Annotated in this window: 16 protein-coding genes and 2 tRNA genes; 9 read left to right on the top strand and 9 right to left on the bottom strand. The window is 29.5% G+C overall.

From position 1 onward, the window contains the following. The first annotated feature begins 3 nt into the window (after positions 1-3). Complete coding sequence (locus R3X25_RS00925; RefSeq protein ID WP_317670930.1) at positions 4-1,296, top strand: glycerophosphodiester phosphodiesterase family protein; 1,293 nt, start codon at positions 4-6, stop codon at positions 1,294-1,296. Positions 1,297-1,318: 22 nt separating this feature from the next. After that, positions 1,319-2,656: an OprO/OprP family phosphate-selective porin gene (locus tag R3X25_RS00920; RefSeq protein ID WP_317670928.1), complete on the top strand. Its 1,338-nt coding sequence runs from the start codon at positions 1,319-1,321 to the stop codon at positions 2,654-2,656. A gap of 69 nt (positions 2,657-2,725) precedes the next feature. On the opposite strand, the gene trpB is transcribed toward R3X25_RS00920, so the two are convergent. From trpB to R3X25_RS00880, 8 genes are all read right to left on the bottom strand, one after another. Next, the gene (gene trpB, locus R3X25_RS00915) at positions 2,726-3,931 is read right to left on the bottom strand and encodes a tryptophan synthase subunit beta (protein ID WP_317670926.1); all 1,206 of its coding nucleotides are present in this window, start codon (positions 3,929-3,931) and stop codon (positions 2,726-2,728) included. Between the two features lie 139 nt (positions 3,932-4,070). After that, entirely contained in the window at positions 4,071-4,769 is a 699-nt protein-coding gene (locus R3X25_RS00910) for a methylmalonyl-CoA mutase family protein (RefSeq protein ID WP_317670924.1), read from the bottom strand. After that, entirely contained in the window at positions 4,759-5,949 is a 1,191-nt protein-coding gene (locus tag R3X25_RS00905) for a methylmalonyl-CoA mutase family protein (RefSeq protein ID WP_317670922.1), read from the bottom strand. Before R3X25_RS00905 ends, R3X25_RS00910 begins: the two co-directional genes overlap by 11 nt. 53 nt (positions 5,950-6,002) lie before the next feature. Further along, positions 6,003-6,320: a septum formation initiator family protein gene (locus R3X25_RS00900; protein WP_317670920.1), complete on the bottom strand. Its 318-nt coding sequence runs from the start codon at positions 6,318-6,320 to the stop codon at positions 6,003-6,005. A 1-nt stretch (position 6,321) separates the two neighbouring features. After that, positions 6,322-6,927, bottom strand: coding sequence for a uridine kinase (gene udk / locus R3X25_RS00895; protein WP_317670918.1), 606 nt, complete (start codon positions 6,925-6,927; stop codon positions 6,322-6,324). Positions 6,928-7,084: 157 nt separating this feature from the next. Then, positions 7,085-7,158: transfer RNA gene (locus R3X25_RS00890), tRNA-Thr, on the bottom strand. A gap of 389 nt (positions 7,159-7,547) precedes the next feature. Then, positions 7,548-7,622, bottom strand: a tRNA-Pro gene (locus R3X25_RS00885). A gap of 49 nt (positions 7,623-7,671) precedes the next feature. Further along, on the bottom strand, positions 7,672-8,010 hold the full coding sequence (locus tag R3X25_RS00880; protein WP_317670916.1) for a thioredoxin family protein: 339 nt from the start codon (positions 8,008-8,010) through the stop codon (positions 7,672-7,674). A 170-nt stretch (positions 8,011-8,180) separates the two neighbouring features. Here R3X25_RS00880 and trxB point away from each other — a divergent pair, with 170 nt between their 5' ends. Both trxB and R3X25_RS00870 read left to right on the top strand, forming a co-directional pair. Continuing rightward, positions 8,181-9,128: a thioredoxin-disulfide reductase gene (gene trxB / locus R3X25_RS00875; RefSeq protein WP_317670914.1), complete on the top strand. Its 948-nt coding sequence runs from the start codon at positions 8,181-8,183 to the stop codon at positions 9,126-9,128. A gap of 153 nt (positions 9,129-9,281) precedes the next feature. Continuing rightward, positions 9,282-10,868, top strand: coding sequence for an aspartate:alanine exchanger family transporter (locus R3X25_RS00870; RefSeq protein WP_317670912.1), 1,587 nt, complete (start codon positions 9,282-9,284; stop codon positions 10,866-10,868). A gap of 19 nt (positions 10,869-10,887) precedes the next feature. Here the strand turns inward: R3X25_RS00870 and R3X25_RS00865 are convergent, their stop codons facing one another. Continuing rightward, complete coding sequence (locus R3X25_RS00865) at positions 10,888-11,736, bottom strand: GIN domain-containing protein (protein ID WP_317670910.1); 849 nt, start codon at positions 11,734-11,736, stop codon at positions 10,888-10,890. 218 nt (positions 11,737-11,954) lie between these two features. Between R3X25_RS00865 and R3X25_RS00860 the strand changes: the two genes are divergently transcribed. The 5 genes from R3X25_RS00860 (at position 11,955) to trpC (ending at position 16,259) form a co-directional block, all read left to right on the top strand. Then, on the top strand, positions 11,955-13,346 hold the full coding sequence (locus tag R3X25_RS00860) for an anthranilate synthase component I family protein (protein WP_317670908.1): 1,392 nt from the start codon (positions 11,955-11,957) through the stop codon (positions 13,344-13,346). A gap of 102 nt (positions 13,347-13,448) precedes the next feature. Further along, positions 13,449-14,024, top strand: coding sequence for an aminodeoxychorismate/anthranilate synthase component II (locus tag R3X25_RS00855; RefSeq protein ID WP_317670906.1), 576 nt, complete (start codon positions 13,449-13,451; stop codon positions 14,022-14,024). Positions 14,025-14,121: 97 nt separating this feature from the next. Next, on the top strand, positions 14,122-15,108 hold the full coding sequence (gene trpD, locus R3X25_RS00850; protein ID WP_317670904.1) for an anthranilate phosphoribosyltransferase: 987 nt from the start codon (positions 14,122-14,124) through the stop codon (positions 15,106-15,108). A gap of 37 nt (positions 15,109-15,145) precedes the next feature. Beyond that, entirely contained in the window at positions 15,146-15,424 is a 279-nt protein-coding gene (locus R3X25_RS00845) for a GIY-YIG nuclease family protein (protein ID WP_317670902.1), read from the top strand. Positions 15,425-15,473: 49 nt separating this feature from the next. After that, positions 15,474-16,259 (top strand): indole-3-glycerol phosphate synthase TrpC, encoded by a 786-nt coding sequence (gene trpC, locus R3X25_RS00840; protein WP_317670900.1) that lies wholly within the window; start codon positions 15,474-15,476, stop codon positions 16,257-16,259. Positions 16,260-16,321 lie beyond the last annotated feature (62 nt).

Raw genomic sequence — 16,321 nt, 5'->3', positions numbered from 1 at the left:
AAAATGAGTTTAAATAAAGCTCTAGTTGGAGCTTTGGCAGTTCTCTGCCTTGGTTTTGTAGCGTGTGAAGATGACACAAAAGACTACAATGAATACAATTATTATGAAGACATTGAATTGGGTGAATTAAGTGCAGAGGCTAAACAAGTTAGGGATTATGTTATGGATGATGCAATTATAGCTCATCGAGGTTCAACTTTTTGGGCCCCTGAAGAAACTGAAGCAGCCTTTAGATGGGCAAGAAATATGGGTGCTGATTATTTAGAGTTAGATTTACAAAGAACAGAAGATGGATTTTTATTGGCACTTCATGATGGTAATCTTAGAAGAACATCGAATATTGAGAGTGTTTTTCCTGGTAGCGAAGATTTACCTGTAAGTGCATTTACACTTGCTGAATTAAGAGAGTTAGATGCTGGAAGCTGGTTTAATGAAGATGAACCAGAAAATGCAAGGTCATCTTTTGAGAATCAAAAAATATGCACACTTGAAGAGGTGCTTATGATTGCTCAAGGATATCGTATTAAAAGAGATAGTGATGGAAATCCTGTTAAATTAAATGACGGTGCAGATTGGAAAGGTTTATATGAAATGGAATTAGATCCTTTAGATAATGGAAATAGACCAGGGATTTATGCTGAAACAAAAGAACCTTATTTGTTTGGTGGTATGGAAGATGATTTAGCGGAATTTTTAACAGAACAAGGATGGAATATTAATAGTCCTGGAACTTTACTAGAAGCGCCTTCTGGAGATGAAGGTAAAGTAGCTTATACAAATGGTCGTTTTATTTTACAATCTTTTTCTAGAGAATCAATTGTTAAGTTAGAGACTGCTTTACCAGGCATACCAAAATGTATGCTTTTATGGTTAAGCGAAAGTTCAGGTTATGTTAGACCAAGCAATACTTTAGAATCTTTAGCGGAGTTTATTAATTTTTCAGTTGAATACAATTGTCATATTGCAGGACCATCAATAGCTGGTTCACCTAATTATTATGATGATTTAACAGAGCCTTGGATGAATGAAATGTATCATAGAGCAGGAATGATTGTTCATGCATACTCATTTGATACTGAAGATCAATTAAGAAAATACAATGGTGATTATTACTATGGTGGTGTATCACGTTTTGATGATCCTGATCGTGAAGTTGTTGGAGATTATAGTTACGATGTAAACGAAAATATGTTTATAGATGGAGGTTTTACAAACCTAACAGATTTATCGTTAGAGTACTATGGTAGAGGAGCTAATAAAACAGCTCAAGAAGTGTTAGACGAGTTAGGATATTAAAAAATTTACAAGAAATCATATTATGAAAAAAATATATTTAACATTGTTAGCTATAGGTTTAGTTTTAACAAGCGCAATAGGTCAAGAAAAGAAATCATTACTTAGTGTAAGTGATGAAGGTGTTATGTTATCTTCACCTGAAAATGAAATTCAAGTTGGTTTTAATGGAAGAATTTATATGGATGGTGTACATTATTTTGATGATGTAACTGATTTAAGTTCTGACGCCTCAATAAGTGATGTTCGTTTTGGAACTACTGTAAGATGGGGTAAATGGCTGACTAAAATTAATGTTAGTTTTGGTAATGAAGAAGTGTGTGTTAAAGATGCTTTTTTAAAGTATTTTCAAAAAGAGAATAGTATTTTTACAATAGGTAACTTTATTGAACCATTTGGTCTTGAAGGAGCTGCTTCAAGTAAAGAGCTTCGTTTTATTGGTGCTTCTAACGCTACTCAAGCTTTTGGTATTGGTAGAGGAATAGGAGTTGGTTATTCTTATTTCACAGATAAGTTTTATGGGGCTACAGGTTTATTTGCAGGTTCTGTAGGTAACGATAACACGGGTGATCAAGGGTATAGCACAACTACAAAGTTAGCGTATACTCCAATTGTAAAGGAAAATTTAACTTGGCAGGTTGGAGCATCGTTTTCATACCGTAAACCGGAAGCTAATGGATTTAGTAGTGATTTAAATGATGATGATTATAACAGGGAAGTAATTTTAACAGCAGGTCCAGAAGACTTATTTTTAGATGCAGAAATTGAAGGTGCACAAAATGAAACAAAAATTAACTTTCAAACTTTAGTTCTAGCAAAATCATTTCTTTTACAAGGGGAGTATACAAGATCTAATGTTACAAGAGATGAAGATTATATTTCTGAATTAATGAAAGATGGTCCATCATATTATGTTACTTACGCTTGGCCAACATCACCAGATGATTACCCATCTTGGTATGGTGAATTAACAGACATTACAACTGAAGCTTTTTATGTGCAAGCAGGTTTTCTTTTAGGTGATGAGTATTCTTATAATTCATCTACAGCTTATATAAATAGACCTAAACCTGGAACTTATGAGTTTTTAGTTCGTTATGATAATACCAATTTGAATGATATTGATGGGACTTATTTCAATGGTTCTTTCGGGTCATCAGATTATGCAGCAGCTTTAAGTGGTGTTGGAAATAAGAGTATTGCTGGAGGGAAATCAGAAACAATTAGTGCAGCTATAAATTACTATGTAAATAACCATATTATGTTCCGATTAAATTATAGTGTAATGGATGTAGATAATATTAACTACCCGTTAGATGAAAATGTTGGAATATTAAACGCAAGAGTTCAAGTGAACTTTTAGTAAAAGTTAATAAATTTTGTGTTAAAACCCTGTAATTTTAATTACAGGGTTTTTTTATAAGTTGAATAATTATTCAGGTATTCCATAATTTTCAATAACAAAATCTAAATCTTTATCACCTCTACCACTTAAATTAACTAAAATAGATTGTTTAGGGTTTGCTTTGGCTAATTTCATAGCAAAAGCAACTGCATGAGCACTTTCTAAAGCAGGAATAATTCCTTCTAATCTGCTTAATTCAAAAAATGCTTGAATACATTCTTTATCGGTGATACTATTATAGCTAACTTTATTTAGATCTTTTAGCATGCTGTGTTCGGGACCAACTCCAGGGTAATCTAAACCACTAGCAATAGAGTGTACAGGAGCAGGTTCTCCTTTTTCATCTTGTAGTAAATAGCATTTAAAACCGTGAATAACTCCAGGCTTTCCTAAAGTCATAGTTGCTGCATGATCTCCTAGTTTTTCAAGAGATTTTCCAGCCGGTTCAACACCAAATAATTTGCATTCTTCATCTTCTAAAAATGCAGAAAAAATACCCATTGCATTACTTCCGCCACCAACACAAGCTACTATATTGTCTGGTAATTCTCCAGTCATATCAAAAAACTGATCTTTTGCTTCTATACCTACAATACGTTGAAAATCTCTAACCATCATAGGGAAAGGATGTGGTCCAACAACAGATCCTATGCAATATATTGAATTTATAGGGTCTTTTAAATAAGCTTCAAAAGCACTATCAACTGCTTCTTTTAATGTTTTTAATCCGTGAGTTGCAGGAATAACCTTTGTTCCTAATATTTTCATTCGTTGAACATTTGGATACTCTTTAGCAATGTCAACTTCTCCCATGTGAATTTCACATTCTAACCCAAAGTAGGCAGCAGCTGTAGCTAAAGCTACACCGTGTTGTCCAGCGCCTGTTTCTGCAATTAATTTCTTTTTTCCCATGTGTTTGGCAAGCAACGCTTCACCCATGCAGTGGTTTAATTTATGTGCTCCAGTATGATTTAAATCTTCACGTTTCAAATAAATTTGGCCACCATATTTTTGTGATAATCTATTGCAGTGATAAACGGGTGTAGGTCTTCCTTGAAAATGTTTTCTTATATCTCGAAGTTCAGAAATAAATTTATGAGATTTACTAATTGCAAAGTAAGCATCGTTAATTTTTTTCATTTCCTCTTCTAAATGTGGAGGAATAAAAGCTCCACCATATTCTTTATAAAACCCTTCTTGATTTGGGTATTTTTTAAAATAATTTGCTGACATAATATAATTATTAGTGTGTTTGTTGGTTTTGAATTTAAAAATTACCTCTAAAATAAATATTTTTCTGCAGCTATTCTTATAAAATTTATAAAGATTGTATAGTATTTTCCAATTTTAAAAGAAATATTGAAAGTTGATTTTATTTGTTTGAATTAAGTTTTAAAAACAAATCCCATGTTTTTGTGTAGAATTCTTCAGTAAATTTTTCAATTACTGTAGAGCCAGCAAAAGGATCGATGGTTTTAGTGATGAAAGTTGTATTTTTAATATAAGAAACCAATTCAATATTTGGGTTAAAAACCTTTGCCTCGCTAGTTAAAGCTATTAAGTATGAAGTGAAATTTTGATTGGTAATAAAAATTTCAAGCGCTAAAGATTTCTGATTTTTTGGTTGAAATTGTTGAATTATTTTTGCCCAAAGCATTCTGGTTGCTCTAATTTTACCAATTTCGGAAATTAAGTTGTTTGTTGTTTTCCAACCTATATGAATTTTTGGAGCTATAGCATCAATTTTAATTTTATTAGATATGTTATTTTTAAGTATAGTAGATGCTTTTAATAGTAATTGAGCAATTTGGAGTTCTGAATTTAATTCATGTTGATTTGTAAGTAAAATAGGTTTTTCATTTACAATGTTTTTTGTTGTGTTAATCTCATTTATATCATAAGGAAAAATCTGATTGATAGTATGTTGATTTAAGTTTGAATTTGTTGTTGTAAAAGAGTGATTTCCTCTTAAAAAAGGAGGTGTGCCAGCAATAAACCCCTCGTGTTTAAAGTGATTAGTTTTTTCTGTTTGAACTTTTATTTTTAGGTGTGAAAAATTTTTACGCTTCATTTTTCAGCCTTTTAGATGTTATGGGAATAATTAATGTTTTTCGGGTAACTTTATTTTTATTTGTTAGAGGAATTAGGTTTTCTTTTATTGAGTTTTCTTTTATTTTTCGTTGAATAATTCCTTCTTTTAATTGTTTTAAAAATCCACCACCTTTTTCAATATCTTTAAAAATAATTAAGGCTTTTTCTGCAAGTTGTTTTGTTATAGATTCTATATAATAAGAACCTGTAGGTATTTTTTGAAGGTTATTTTTGTTAATTAAATCTTGTAATAATTTTGAGTTGTTTTCAGTGTTTGTAACAGTATCTGCTCCACTTAAAATTGAACTTATTAGCTCGGTTGAAATTATAAACTCATTACTATTTAATATTGAATTAGTTTGACTGATTTTGCTAGGTTCAACAAAAACTTTTGCATCACAACTTATATTGTATTCACTTAATAGTAGTTGATATAGGTATCTAAAGGTTCTGATTTTTGCAATTTCAAAAAAGAAATTATTTCCAATAGAAAAATTAAACTGAATATTATTTGCTATTTCTCCACCAAATCTAGTAAAATACTCATTTGCGTGAGCGAGCGCATACGCAATTTGTTGCACTGTATTTGCACCTGCATTTTGATAAATAGTGGTATTTACGCTTATTAAATTTTTTGTTGCAAGTAGTTTTTCAACATTTTCAAAATCGTTATTTAATGTTGTAAACCAATTACCTGTTTTAGCTAAATTTCCTATAATATCAATATTGTAATATACAATTTCATTGGTTAAATAGCTAGCTAATTTTAAAATGAAATCTTTAGATAAAAATTCTAATTGAAAATGAAATTCAATTTTTTTACCTAATAAGTTTTTAAACAGGTTTTCTATGTTAAACTTTTGCTTGCATATAAATTTTAAGGAAGTTGTACCTTTATTAATAGCATTAATTGCTTTTTTATTGGCTTCGTTTTCTAAAGTGATGTGTATTTTTTGGCAAACCTTATAGTTTTCGGTTGTTGTTGGAATTTTTAATTTTTCAAACTCATCTATATGATAAAATGGTTTAATTGTAATTCCTTCACTTGTATTTGTTAGAAGTGTTTTGTTGTAATCAGCACCATTTAATTCAAATTGAATTTTTTGTTTCCAAGCGGCTGCAGAAAACTTTTGAAAATCATCAGTAAAAAAGTTGCTCATATTTTAGGTGTTTAAAATGAACTATGTGTGTTAATATGAAAACTTTTGTTTAGTTACTTTTTTAAAGTGTCGTACTCAATTAAATAAATATCTTCGTTTTCCTTTTTCATTTTATATTCTTCTCTTGCAAATTTTTCTAATTCCTCTTTTTTTTCTAATTTTTTAATTAGCTCTTTATCTTTATTAATTTCAGATTGGTAATACTCCTTTTCGTTGTTAAGTTCGTTTATTTCTTTATTAAACTCTCTATGATTTAAGTACGAATTTTCATCTAAAAAAGCCATCCATATTATAAATACAAACAGTATTAATAAATATGGATTTGTAAGAATTTTTACAATTGGTTTATTTCTAAATTGCTTAAATGTCATTTTAAAGTTTATTACTAATAACAGTTCTAACTATATCAACAGCTACGGTATTGTAACGGTCATTTGGAATAATTATATCAGCGTAGTTTTTTGTAGGTTCAATAAATTGTTGGTGCATTGGTTTTAGAGTTGTTTGGTATCGATTTAAAACTTCATTTACATCTCTTCCTCTTTCTGTAATGTCTCTTCTAATTCTTCTAATTAATCTTTCATCAGTATCAGCATGTACAAATATTTTAATATCAAATAAATCTCGAAGCCTTTTGCTATTAAAAATTAAAATACCTTCAACAATAATTACCTTTCTAGGGTGCGTTATTAGTGTGTCTTCAACTCTGTTGTGTGTTACAAAAGAATATACAGGTTGTTCAATTATTTTACCAGATTTTAATTCTGAAATGTGTTCCACTAATAAGTCAAAATCTATAGCCTTTGGGTGGTCAAAATTAATTTTTGTTCTTTCATCATAGCTTAATCCTGATGTTTTGTTATAATAACTGTCTTGAGAAATTACACAAACTTCATCAGCTGGTAATTCATTTAAAATTTGATTTACAACAGTAGTTTTACCACTTCCTGTTCCTCCTGCAATACCTAAAATTAGCATAAATAATTGTTTAGTTGGACAAATTTAAGCATTCTTAATATTTAGGAAACGGATTTATTTATTTTTTTAAATAAATAGTTGAAAAATTATTTTAATGAAGCTAAAAGTAAAGTATACATAAAATAAAAAAACCTTATCAAATTGATAAGGTTTTTAGAGCCGATGGAGGGACTCGAACCCACGACCTGCTGATTACAAATCAGCTGCTCTAGCCAGCTGAGCTACATCGGCAATAGCTTTAGTTTTAAAGCGAGGCAAATTTATAAAAACAAAACAATTCTGCAATATTTTTTTAATATTTTTTCAATAAAATTTTGAAGCTACTAAAATGAAAAAACAACTTTAAAAAATGGGTAGTTTATAATGTGTTTTTTTTTTAGTTGTTAAATAGTTGAATTTCAGTATGTTTTTATTTTTTTTAAAGTTTAGATTGTAAGTGATTCTTGATTATGAGTAGAAATGAATTAAAAAAAATAACCTTAACTTTAATCTAATTACAAGTAAAAACCTTTTTTCGATATTAAAAATTGTCAATTATTTCCAAATAAAAACATCTATAAAATAAAAACACTGACTATCATTAGATAATCAGTGTTTATTGTAGTCTAAATTTAGACTAGTCGGGGTGGCAGGATTCGAACCTGCGGCCTCCACGTCCCAAACGTGGCGCGATAACCGGGCTACGCTACACCCCGAATAATTTCGGACTGCAAATATAAAACTAAAAATAATTTATACAAGCAATTATTCAAAAATTAAATAATAAGGTCTTTTAATTGCTTCTTCAATCTCAAAAATACTAAAGCTTCTACTTTTTCTAATGGTCTCTTTGCCATCAAAAAAAACTAAAAGAGTAGGTTCAACAAAGGCTGAATAGTTTGCAGCAATTTTAGGCGATTGATTCATATCTATACTAAAACAACTTATTTTTTGAAATTTAGTTTGAATTAATTTATAAACTTTAGGTTCAACAGCTTCCCCAACAACACACGAGTTGGTTTTAAAGTACAGAAGAACAGCTTCATTTGTTTTTAGTATTTTGTCTAACTCTATTTGAGAAGTTATGGTGTTTTTAATATTCATAGGAAATAATATAATTACAAAAATACGCTTTATTTATGTAGTGTTTTAGCTAAAAGTAAACTCTATTACTAAAGCTTATTGCTTCATTATAAAAAATTATAAACAAAGGTATTTTAATACAATCAATTGCCCTAAATTTGTACTTCTAAAATTGAAAAAATTATTTTATTATGTCTGAAAATATAGAAAGAATTAAATGCTTAATAATTGGTTCGGGACCTGCAGGGTATACTGCGGCTATTTATGCATCTAGAGCGGATTTAAAGCCTGTAATGTATACAGGAATGCAAATGGGAGGTCAATTAACAACAACTACCGAGGTTGATAATTTTCCAGGATACCCAAAAGGTACAGATGGTACTGCTATGATGGAAGATTTAAAAAATCAAGCTGAACGTTTTGGAACAGAAGTAAGATTTGGACTAATAACTGAAGTGAATTTTAGTGATAAAGTTGGAGGAATACATAAAGTAACAGTAGATGGTACTACACAAATTGAAGCAGATACTATTATTATTTCAACAGGTGCTACAGCTAAATATTTAGGAATTGAAAGTGAGCAACGTTTAATTGGTGGTGGAGTTTCTGCATGTGCTACTTGTGATGGTTTCTTTTATAAAGGACAAGATGTAATTGTTGTTGGTGCAGGAGATACTGCTGCAGAAGAAGCAACTTATTTGTCAAATATTTGTAATAAAGTAACTGTTCTGGTAAGAAAAGATTATATGAGAGCATCAAAAGCTATGCAGCATAGAGTTAAAAAAACACCTAATATTGAAGTTAAATTTAATACTGAAATAGATGAAGTTTTAGGATCTAATGTTGTTGAAGGCGTTAGAGCAGTTAACAACCAAACAGGAGCAAAAGAAGTAATTGATGTAACTGGTGTATTTGTAGCTATTGGTCACAAACCTAATACCGATATATTTAAAGGTAAATTAGATATGGATGAAACAGGATATTTAATAACTAAAGGTAAATCTACTAAAACAAACTTACCTGGAGTTTTTGCAGCTGGAGATGTACAAGATAAAGAATATAGACAAGCTGTAACAGCTGCTGGTACAGGTTGTATGGCTGCTTTAGATGCTGAACGTTATTTAGGATCGTTAATTTAATAAATATAATATTTTACTATACTAAAAGCTCAAGCCAAAGGTTTGAGCTTTTTTATGATTTAAATCAAGGTTAATCGATTTCGTAACTTTTAAAAATTATTAGCCTATTATAGTTTTAAGCATTATAATTTTGCATAATAAAAATTTTAAAAAATGGAATTACTTACTAATAGTTACTTTGCTTTATTATTAATTATTTTAATTGGTTTTATTGTTGGAAGAATAAAAATTAAAGGAATTTCATTAGATGTTTCTGCAGTTATATTTGTAGCGCTTGTTTTTGGGCATTATGGAATTCAAATACCTAAAGATTTTCAATATTTTGGATTGGTATTATTCATATTTACTATAGGAATACAAGCTGGGCCTAGTTTTTTTGAATCTTTTAAAGAAAACGGAAGGGAATTAGGAGTTTTAGCTACTATTTTAATTTTTAGTGCTTCAATAATTACATTTTGCGTATACTATTTCTTTGGTATAGATAAAAGTTTAGCAATTGGTTTATTAAATGGAGCTTTGACAAGTACACCTGGATTAGCAGCAGCAATTGACGCAACAGGTTCACCATTAGCTTCAATTGGTTATGGTATTGGTTACCCATTTGGAGTTATAGGAGTTATTTTATTTGTGAGTTTTTTACCTAAAATTCTTCGTGTTAACTTATTAAAAGAAGAAGAAAAATATAAAAACGATTTAAAAGCTGGATACCCTGAAATAATTCGTAAATATTTTATAGTAGAAAACGAAAATGTAATAGGTAAATCATTAGGCGAATTAAATATTCGTTTTATGACCAAGGCTGTTATTTCTAGAGTTATGCAGGGAGATAAGGTAATAGTTCCAACAAAAGATTTAGTTTTTCAAAAAGGAGATTTAATTCGTGCAGTTGGTACAGAAAGTGCTTTAGAAAGAGTTCAAATTTTAATTGGTTCAGAAGAAAAAGAAAGAGAAATACCAAAAGACCCACAATTTGACGTAAGATCTGTATTAGTAACTAATAAGGATGTTGTAAAGAACACTTTAGGAGAATTGAATATTTTTAATACTTATGGAGCAACAATTACTAGAATAAGAAGATCTGGTATTAATATTTCTCCAAGCCCTTCAACAAAATTACAATTTGGTGATAAATTAATTATTGCATGTGGTAAGGCTAATATGGGACATGTAAGTAGAATTTTTGGTGATGATGATAGAAAACTTTCAAATACAGATTTTTTACCAATTGCAGCAGGTATTATTTTAGGTGTTTTAGTTGGAAAGTTAAGTGTAAACATGGGAGATTTTTCGTTTAGTTTAGGTTTAACAGGAGGTATTTTATTTGTAGCTTTAGTATTAGGTAGAACTGGTAAAACAGGGCCTATAATGTGGACTATGACTGGTGCAGGGAATCAATTATTACGCCAATTAGGGTTATTGTTCTTTTTAGCAGCTGTTGGAACAAATGCAGGTTCTAGTTTGGTAGAAACATTTTTAGAATATGGTATGGAGCTGTTTTTATATGGAATATTAATTACGATAATTCCAATGTTAATTACTACAATTGCTGCGCGTTATTTTATGAATATAAATCTTTTAACATTATTGGGTACTTTAACAGGAAGTATGACAAGTACTCCTGGTTTAGCAACTGTAGATAATATGGTTGATACCGATGCTCCTGCAATTGCATATGCAACTGTATATCCAATTGCAATGGTATTATTAATAATTGCAGTTCAAATATTGAGTTTATTCTAATAAATATTTAAAAAAATTATTAGAATAATTTTTTATCGAGTTCCCTTTTATATAAGGAAGCTTTGTCGAAAAATTCACTTATTGTAATTTTAGGATTTGAATAAATGTAAATTTCAGAGTTGTTATTTGAATAAATATTAATAGCTTCTGTACAGTTGATATAAGCATCAGAATTATTTGAACTTTTAACTTCAACAGTTTTTACTTCAAAATCACGCCCTTTAAAAGTTGAATTCCCTGAAGTTTCAATGTAAAGATTGTCACTGTTACCACTTAAATTCATTGAAGCTTTATCAATTAATTCAACAGTAGCCTTTTTTACAGTATAATTACCTTTTAAATCACTGTTTTCTTCACATCTTACGTTAATAGTATTACAAAGCATATCAATTTTTAAATCACTGGTTTTTTTTGCTTGTACATCCACAATAGTCGAATTTAATTTTAACTCAAAATCAGAATTATCAAACGCGTTAATTGTTAAAGAATCTATTTTTAGTAAGTTTTCTGAAATAACTTTAGCATTATTATAAGCATAGATCTCTTTTAAGTTATTATTTACTTTTAAAATAACAGTTAGTTCTTTTTTTCTAGTTATTTTAGAACTTGTTTTAATAGTTAGAGTTCCATTAATAACTTCAGTTAAAACAGCGTTTTGTAAATTAGAGTCGGTTTTTACTATCACTTCTTGATTATCATCATAAACCAGTTCAACTGTTAAATTATCAATTACTTCAATTTTGTAAAAATCTGAAATATCTCTATTTACTGAAGTAACTTCTCTATTTCCTTTTAATTTTTCTTGAGCTGAAGAAATAATAGTTGATAATAATATAATTAATATTGTAATTTTTTGTAAAGTTTTCATATATCGGTTTTTATCAAATTTAATAAATTATTTTTTTAATGAATAGTTTGCACAATCAAAAATGTATGTTAAATTTGTGAAATAATGATAAATAGAAATTTAAATACAACTTGGTGGTGGAACTCTCTTATACAATAAGCGAGACACCTGTTATATTTAAAAAATAATATAAAACATAAAGGACTTATCTCGCGATAAGTCTTTTTTTATGCAACAAAATGGAAAAACTAAAATTTAAAACAATTTCTAAACATCAACTATCTGATACGGTTACACCGGTTGGTTTGTACTCTAAAATTAGAGACAAATACGCAAATAGTTTGTTGTTAGAAGGTTCAGATTATCACAGTAAAGAGGAAAGTTACACATTTATTTGTGCCGACCCTATAATTACTTTAAAGGCCGATAAAAATACGTTTACATATAGTTATAAAAATCAAGAGCTTGATAGGAAAGAAATTAATAGAGATTTTTATTCAATTTTTGAAGATTATAAAAGTACGGTAGCTGTTGATTGTAGTGATGAAATAAAATCGTACAACGGATTTTACGGATACATTTCATACAATTCAATTCAGTATTTTGAAACCATAAAATTGAAGGCTGAAAAAGCACCTTCTGAAATTCCAGATTTACAGTTCAGTTTCTTTCGTTTTATTATTGTCATCAATCATTTTAATGATGAATTAACCTTAATTGAAAATATTGAAGAAGGTGAAGATTCTAGAATAGAAGAAATGCAAACTTTAATTAATTCTAGAACTTACGGTTTGTATAAATTTGAAATGGAAGGGCAAGAATCTTCAAATTGTACCGATGAGTATTTTAAAAATAATGTTGCTAAAGCAAAAATGCATTGTAAACGAGGTGATGTTTTTCAATTAGTATTATCGCGTCAGTTTCAACAATCATTTTCTGGTGATGATTTTAATGTGTATAGAGCATTACGTTCTATAAATCCTTCACCATATTTATTTTATTTTGATTACGGAAGTTTTAAATTAATGGGTTCTTCGCCTGAAGCTCAAATTAAAATTGATTCAGAAAAAGCAATCATCAATCCAATTGCTGGGACTTTTAGAAGAACTGGTGATATGGCAAAGGATATTTTGTTGGGTGAAAAACTTTCAAACGATCAAAAAGAAACTGCAGAACACGTAATGTTGGTAGATTTAGCGCGAAACGATTTAAGTAAACACGCTAGCAATGTAAATGTTGAGGTTTTTAAAGAAGTACAATATTTTAGTCACGTAATTCATTTAGTTTCAACAGTTCAAGGAAAGCCAAAAGGAGAAGCAATTAAAATTGTTGGAGATACTTTTCCGGCAGGAACTTTAAGTGGAGCACCAAAATTTAAAGCAATGGAGTTAATTGACAAATATGAAAACCAAACTCGTGGTTTTTATGGTGGAGCAGTTGGTTTTATAGGTTTAGATAACAGTGTAAATTTAGCAATTGCTATACGTTCTTTTGTAAGTAAAAGCAACAAATTATATTACCAAGCTGGAGCAGGAATTGTAATGAAATCTACGGAAGAAGGCGAATTACAAGAAGTAAATAACAAATTAGCTGCTTTGAAAAAAGCATTAACGTTAGCAGAGAAAATTTAAAATGAATTTTCGTCACCCTGAACTTGATTCAGGGTCTCATCATTATTAATGAAAAGATTCTGAAATAAATTCAGAATGACGGGTGAAACAATAAAAAGAACAATGAAAATATTAATATTAGATAATTACGATTCATTTACGTACAACCTAGTTCATATGGTTGAAGATATCACAGGAGAATATCCAGCGGTATTTAGAAACGATGAAATTGAAATTTCAGAAATAAATGCATACGATTTAATAATTTTATCGCCAGGTCCTGGTATTCCAGATGAAGCTGGAATTTTAAAAGATGTTATTAGAACATACGCAGGTATAAAACCAATTTTTGGTGTGTGTTTAGGCTTACAAGCAATAACTGAAGTTTTTGGAGGTAGTTTAGAAAATATGGATGAAGTTTTTCACGGTGTGGCAACAACTATGAACATTACTAAAAAAGATGCTGTAATTTATAATGGTTTTCCTGCAGAATTTGAAGCTGCACGCTACCATTCTTGGATCGCTTCAAAAAAAGGTTTTCCTGCTGAATTAGAAATAACTGCCGAAGATGAATTTGGAGATATTATGAGTATTCAGCATAAAGAATATAATATTAGTGCAGTACAGTTTCATCCAGAATCAATTTTAACACCAACAGGTGAAAAAATGGTTCGTAATTTTATTAATGCAAATAAATAAAATATATAGCGTAGAGAAAATAGAAGAAAGATAAAAGATAACTGTCATTGCTAAGGAGGTATAACTGTGGCAATCTCTTCTTTAAAAAGAATTTACAATGAAAAATATACTTAATAAATTATTTCAACAACAGCGCTTAACAAAAGAAGAGGCAAAATCTATATTAATAGAAATTGCAGCAGAAAAGTTTAATAATTCTCAAATAGCTTCATTTTTAACGGTGTTTTTAATGCGACCAATTTCTGTTGATGAATTGGCAGGTTTTAGAGAAGCTTTATTGGAATTGTCTGTTAAAGTGAATTTATCAGATTTTAATACAATTGATTTATGTGGAACTGGAGGTGATGGAAAAGACACTTTCAATATTTCAACATTAACCTCATTTATTGTTGCAGGTACAGGAAATAAAGTGGCTAAACACGGTAATTATAGTTCTTCTTCAGTTAGTGGATCATCTAATATGTTAGAATATTTAGGGTATCAATTTACAAATAATGAAGACCTTTTAAAAAGCCAAATGGAGAAGGCAAATATTTGTTTTTTGCACGCGCCTTTATTTCATCCGGCAATGAAAGCTGTTGGGCCAACTAGAAGAGAATTAGGTATAAAAACCTTTTTTAATATGTTAGGACCATTGGTAAATCCAAGTAATCCACAAAACCAAATGGTTGGAGTTTTTAATTTGGAGGTTGCTAGATTGTACAATTATTTGTTACAAGAAACCACTCAAAATTATGGAATTGTACATAGTTTAGATGGTTACGATGAAATTTCGTTAACAAGTGGTTTTAAGTTGTTTACAAAAGATAATGAGCAGTTTATTACACCAGAAGATTTGAATTTAAGAAGGTTAGAACAGTCTGAAATATTTGGAGGAGATTCTGTTGAAGCAGCAGCAAAAATATTTATTTCAATTTTAGATGGAAATGGAACCGAAGCACAAAACAATGTGGTTTTAGCAAATGCAGTATTTGCATTAAAAACATTTGATACTAATAAGAGTTTTGAAACAGCTTTTGAAGAAGCAAAAGATTCATTATTAGGATTAAAAGCAAAAGAAAGTTTAAAGAAATTAGTTAGTTAAATCGTCATGCTGAACTTGTTTCAGCATCGCATCCAAAATGAAGTTAAGTTATGTGTACATATTAGCAAATGAATATAGAACAACATTTTATATCGGTATAACAGGAGATTTAAACTCAAGGATTATAAAACATATTGAAGGAGTTGGTTCTAAATTTACAGCAAAGTATAATATAAAAGATTTGGTTTATTTTGGAGAGTTTAGTGATATTAACCAAGCTATAAAAAGAGAAAAACAATTAAAAAATTGGCATCACGATTGGAAGGTGAATTTAATAAAGGAAACAAACCCTAAATTAGAAACTTTAAAATTGTGATGTGACCCTGAAACAAGTTCAGGGTGACGTATTAAATATTAAGTGTAGAATGACGATACTAGAAAAAATAATAGCACATAAAAAGCAAGAAGTTGCGCAGTTAAGAAAAGAAGTTCAAGTTGAAAAACTAGTAAAAAGTCCTAATTTCCAAAGAGTTCCATTGTCTTTAAAAAAGAGTTTATTAAGTGTTGGTTCAACAGGAATAATTGCAGAATACAAACGTAAATCTCCTTCAAAAGGTATTATAAATGATCAAGCTGATATAGTTGATGTAACTAATGGTTATTTATCTGCAAATGTAGCTGCTCAATCTATTTTAACTGATACAGAGTTTTTTGGCGGTAACATAATGGATGTAATGAAAGCAAGAACAGTAAATGAAACTACTCCAATTTTACGAAAAGACTTTATTGTAGATGGTTTTCAAATTGTTGAAGCAAAAGCTATTGGAGCAGATGTTATTTTATTAATAGCAGCTTGTTTAACTAAAGAAGAACTTAAAAATTACGGAAAATTAGCTGAAGATTTAGGTTTAGATGTGTTGTATGAAATTCATACCGAGGAAGAGTTGGAGAAGATAGATGCAGACAATAAAATTATTGGAATTAACAATAGAAATTTAAAAACTTTTAAGGTTGATTTAGAGCATTCTATTGAGTTGGCTAGTAAAATTCCAGATACTTGTGTGAAGGTTTCAGAAAGTGGAATTAGTGATCCAAGGATTATTACTGGATTAAAAGAATATGGTTTTCAAGGTTTTTTAATTGGTGAGAACTTTATGAAAACTGAAGATCCAGGTTTAGCTTGTCAAGAATTTATTAATAAAATTGGGTAAATAGGATTTAGATTCTGCTTAATCATAAGTCAATAGTTGGTCACTGAGCGGAGTCGAAGTGA

It is taken from the genome of Lutibacter sp. TH_r2 (assembly GCF_033101135.1).
In the GTDB taxonomy this organism is placed as follows: domain Bacteria; phylum Bacteroidota; class Bacteroidia; order Flavobacteriales; family Flavobacteriaceae; genus Lutibacter.
Note: the sequence above shows the minus strand (reverse complement) of the source record. Positions and strands in the feature narration are given on the sequence as shown.

Bases quoted from the DNA above. Each gene is read 5' to 3' on its own strand.
- R3X25_RS00925 (WP_317670930.1), top strand. From the start codon at position 4: ATGAGTTTAAATAAAGCTCTAGTTGGAGCTTTGGCAGTTCTCTGCCTT.
- R3X25_RS00920 (WP_317670928.1), top strand. From the start codon at position 1,319: ATGAAAAAAATATATTTAACATTGTTAGCTATAGGTTTAGTTTTAACA.
- trpB (WP_317670926.1), bottom strand. From the start codon at position 3,931: ATGTCAGCAAATTATTTTAAAAAATACCCAAATCAAGAAGGGTTTTAT.
- R3X25_RS00910 (WP_317670924.1), bottom strand. From the start codon at position 4,769: ATGAAGCGTAAAAATTTTTCACACCTAAAAATAAAAGTTCAAACAGAA.
- R3X25_RS00905 (WP_317670922.1), bottom strand. From the start codon at position 5,949: ATGAGCAACTTTTTTACTGATGATTTTCAAAAGTTTTCTGCAGCCGCT.
- R3X25_RS00900 (WP_317670920.1), bottom strand. From the start codon at position 6,320: ATGACATTTAAGCAATTTAGAAATAAACCAATTGTAAAAATTCTTACA.
- udk (WP_317670918.1), bottom strand. From the start codon at position 6,927: ATGCTAATTTTAGGTATTGCAGGAGGAACAGGAAGTGGTAAAACTACT.
- R3X25_RS00880 (WP_317670916.1), bottom strand. From the start codon at position 8,010: ATGAATATTAAAAACACCATAACTTCTCAAATAGAGTTAGACAAAATA.
- trxB (WP_317670914.1), top strand. From the start codon at position 8,181: ATGTCTGAAAATATAGAAAGAATTAAATGCTTAATAATTGGTTCGGGA.
- R3X25_RS00870 (WP_317670912.1), top strand. From the start codon at position 9,282: ATGGAATTACTTACTAATAGTTACTTTGCTTTATTATTAATTATTTTA.
- R3X25_RS00865 (WP_317670910.1), bottom strand. From the start codon at position 11,736: ATGAAAACTTTACAAAAAATTACAATATTAATTATATTATTATCAACT.
- R3X25_RS00860 (WP_317670908.1), top strand. From the start codon at position 11,955: ATGGAAAAACTAAAATTTAAAACAATTTCTAAACATCAACTATCTGAT.
- R3X25_RS00855 (WP_317670906.1), top strand. From the start codon at position 13,449: ATGAAAATATTAATATTAGATAATTACGATTCATTTACGTACAACCTA.
- trpD (WP_317670904.1), top strand. From the start codon at position 14,122: ATGAAAAATATACTTAATAAATTATTTCAACAACAGCGCTTAACAAAA.
- R3X25_RS00845 (WP_317670902.1), top strand. From the start codon at position 15,146: ATGAAGTTAAGTTATGTGTACATATTAGCAAATGAATATAGAACAACA.
- trpC (WP_317670900.1), top strand. From the start codon at position 15,474: ATGACGATACTAGAAAAAATAATAGCACATAAAAAGCAAGAAGTTGCG.